4 protein-coding genes are annotated in these 3532 nt (G+C 65.7%); all 4 read right to left on the bottom strand.

All coding sequences use genetic code 11. The features are described 5' to 3' along the window. The coding region (locus tag VK519_RS05775; protein ID WP_524538980.1) for a hypothetical protein at positions 1 to 497 on the bottom strand (497 nt) is incomplete at its 3' end. Continuing rightward, positions 494 to 1531, bottom strand: a complete 1038-nt coding sequence (locus VK519_RS05780; protein ID WP_324348173.1) for an SPFH domain-containing protein — start codon at positions 1529 to 1531, stop codon at positions 494 to 496. The genes VK519_RS05780 and VK519_RS05775, both read right to left, overlap by 4 nt. After that, positions 1528 to 2532, bottom strand: coding sequence for an SPFH domain-containing protein (locus VK519_RS05785; protein WP_324348174.1), 1005 nt, complete (start codon positions 2530 to 2532; stop codon positions 1528 to 1530). Before VK519_RS05785 ends, VK519_RS05780 begins: the two co-directional genes overlap by 4 nt. Further along, on the bottom strand, positions 2529 to 3532 hold a 1004-nt coding region (locus VK519_RS05790), incomplete at its 5' end, for an SPFH domain-containing protein (RefSeq protein WP_324348175.1). The genes VK519_RS05790 and VK519_RS05785, both read right to left, overlap by 4 nt.

The raw sequence follows: 3532 nt of genomic DNA on the forward strand, positions 1-3532 counted from the left end.
ACTCGGTCGCCCACTTGCAGGCGGCTTGCCGGCACCACCGTCACCGCGCCGTCGAGCCCGAGACGTCTTGCCGTCGCGGTGGTAAGACGGGAGAGCGCCTCGACCGCTTCCCGTGACCCGAGCAGCGAGCGCTCCTCAAGCACCCGGCCAACCATCATCACGGCGGGCAACAGGGTCGCGGTGACGAAATCATTGGAGACCCAGCACGCAAGCACGGCGAGGGCAACGAGCTGATCGACCACCCCGTGCAGGTCGGGCTTGCGTAAGCTGCGAAAGGCCGCACGCATCACCGGACCTGCCACCAGCACCGCGGCCGCCGCCTGCAACAGGAGTACGCCCGGGAGGTTGTCCGGCGAAAGCCATGCACCCAGCCAGGAGAGCACCAGAAGCCCCAGGGCGAAGAGCACGATGACCACGCGAACGCGCCACCCCCGGCGTTCACGGTGCGTCAGCAACGCAGCGCCGGCGGATGGTGCAGGGATCGATGAAGCGCTCATGGCGAAGTGACCGAATAAAGGATGGATGTCGCATGGATGGGGACCACGTCTACCTTGTCCACCAGGCCAAGCACGGACCCCGCGCGCTCACGGTAAAGCTGGTTCAGCACCGTCTGCCGGCTCATGCCTGGTTGGTTGCCCAGAGCGCGGACGAACGCCGACTTGGCCTCGGCGGTATTGACGGTTTCCTGGGCAAGTGCACGCGCTTGGTCGAGCGCATTCTCCTTGGACTGGACCGATGCCTGGCGACGCAGTTCGGCGGCGGTACGCGCCTGGGCAACGACGCGCTCGACCTGCTGGGAGACGCTGAGCACGTTGTCGAACGCTGCCTTGGCGCCAGAGGGAATGCTGGCCACCACGTCCGCACGGGCCACCCGGATACCCAGGCCCGCCCCGCCGTTCGTGGCAAGGCGGGAGTTGATCAACGACACCAGGTCGGTGCGGAACGATTCCCGCTTGGCGACGAACGACGCCTCGCCGGCGCGCTCGGGACGGGCGACGAGGATGCCGTCGAGATCGCGGCTGGCACACGTACTTACCGCCGCGGCAATCACGGCACGGCGCAGCGCCGGCTCGATATGGTCTGCGGCGATGAGCCATGCGGCAGGATCGGTGATCTGATAGAAGACCATCACCTTCAGGTGCACCAGGCCGCCGTCGCCGGTCATGAAAAACCAGGTGTTCTGTCGCGCGTCATCGCTGACGTCAAAGCCATAAGTGGTGGAGTCTGCCTCCGAGCGAACCTGCGAGCGATCCTGCTCGAGCGATTCGGGTGAGAACTGTACCTGGCGACTACCGGACGGCAGCAGGGTTACGTGCTCCACTGGCGCAGGCCACGTCAGAAGCAACCCCGGACCCCGCACCCGTGCGATCTGGCCAAAGCGTGTAACGACCGCCTGGTTGCCGGGGCTGACGCGCGATACCCCGGTCGCACCCCAGGCGAGCATGAGCAGCGCTACCAACGCGAAGAGCAAGCGGAATGACCAGGTAAGCACATCCCCCAACAGACCGCTTTGAAGCTCGTCCTGTTTCATGGCTTGCCCTTCTTCGCTGCTCCCTCGTTGCCGGGGCCGTCAACGAGGATCCGGAACGGCGCGGCGTCTGTGCGCAGGACCAGCCGGGTGTTGGGATTGACCACGGCATCAAGTGTGTCGAACGACCGGAGCGTGGTGTAGAGCGCCGGGTCGGTGTTGTACGCCTGCTGGTAAATCGCCGCCGACTTGACCTGGGCTTCCGCCTCGATGCCCGCCGCCTCGGCCTTGGCCTGGGCAAGCTGGATGCGCGCGTCGCGTTCGGCTTCGGAAGTAATCTGCGCAGCTTCCCGCTGGCCTTCCGCCGAGCGCTGGGCGGCCGCCGTGTCGCGCTCGGCTTTCATCCGCTCGATGGTCGCCTGTAACGCCTCGCTCGACAGCGTCAGCCGTTCAATGCCCGCTTGCTGGATCTCCACGCCGTAGACGCGTCGCGCCTGGGCGTCGATGCGGTCGCGAAGGAGAGCTTCAAATTCATCCAGGCGCACTTTCTTTGGATCGGTATTGACCAGGTTCGCCAGGTCGAAACTGCTGGCGGTGATCTCCAGCGATGACGCCATCAGGCTTCGTAGCTGGGCCGCGGCGACGTCCGGCTGGTTCTGCACAGCGCGCAAGTACAGCTGCACCCCTTCCGGATCCGCAGGTACCCGCCAGACGACGAAGGCCTGGACCAGCACGCGCAGTCCGTCCTTCGTGCCGACGTCCTGCAAACCACTGGATGTCGTGCGAAGACGCAAGTCCACGTCCACGGTGTTTTCCACTGGCGCGGGCCACTTTAGCGCGCCGCCCGGAGTGAGCAGCACGCGCACGGGGCGTCCCAACCGGGTGACTACCACGCCGGTACCGGGACTCACCACCACCAGCGACGCGGCAAGCGCGGCCAGCAACAGCACCAGGGCCGTCATGCTCCAGCGGACCCATCCTGTCCTGCCGTCGTTGCCCTGCCTTGATGGCATCGGTGCCTCTTCCGGGTTCTCAGCTTCCGGGTTCACAGCGGCAACACTCATGGATATCCTCCGGAACTGCCTGGCGCGACAGCGCGTAGATCAAGGGTGCTCGTGGCCCCCTCGAGGCGGTGATCGACAATGGTTACTCGCGCCTTGGACAGATCGTCCCGAAGGTGCGAAAGCCAGCTTTCAAACAGGAATACATTGGGGCCAGCCGCTTGGCTTCGCGCATCGGCGCTGAACGTGATGCGTGTGGCGTTGGCTGCGGCCAGCGCCTCGGCCGCCGTGGCGCGGGACTGGTTGACGTTCTGGATGGCCTCTTCTGTCGCCGCAGCATTCACCGCCAGGGCGCGCGCGCGGCTTTGGAAGCGCGTCGCATCGGCCTGGATCTCGGCGGCCTGAACGTTGTGATAGGCGCGTGCCGCGCCGGCAGGCGGATGGATCGCCTCCACCACCACATCGAGTACGGAGATCCCTGCGTGATAGGCATCCATGTCATGTTGCAGGTCAAGGCGGAAACGATCGACGAATGCTGACCGGCTTTCACCGAGAATCCCATCCAGAGTAGTGATGGCGAAGTGCGAAACGAGCAGGCGCCCCGCCGAGGCCCGGATCAGGCTGGCCGGTTCGAACGCGCCGTAGGCTGAGGCCAGGGCCGCCTGGTCCGTGCTGTCCACGCGATATACCACGCGCAGATCCACGTTGACGATCTGGAATCCTTCCCGCCCTCCCGAACTGCTGGCAATGAGGTAGCTGGCTTCGCCCGGATGACTACCATCCCACAGACGGTCGGCTGGCGGATCGGGAATGGCTTCTGCCGTGGTGGCACCGGCGGCATCGGCCTGCCCCGCCGTGGCAAGTTCGGCCAGGAGTTGGCCATCGGCACTTTGCGAAAAGACAATGGGCAGTTCGTGTACGACGCCAAGCTCCACCCGCCGGACGGCGGCGAATGGCCACGGCGCATGCACATGCAGACCCGGCCCGACGACATCGCCCGGCGCGCCCAGGTGTTCGACGATGGCGCGCTCATCGACGCGCACGATCGAGATACTGCTGGCCA

Source organism: Pinirhizobacter sp., assembly GCF_035317885.1.
Lineage (GTDB): Bacteria > Pseudomonadota > Gammaproteobacteria > Xanthomonadales > Rhodanobacteraceae > Pinirhizobacter.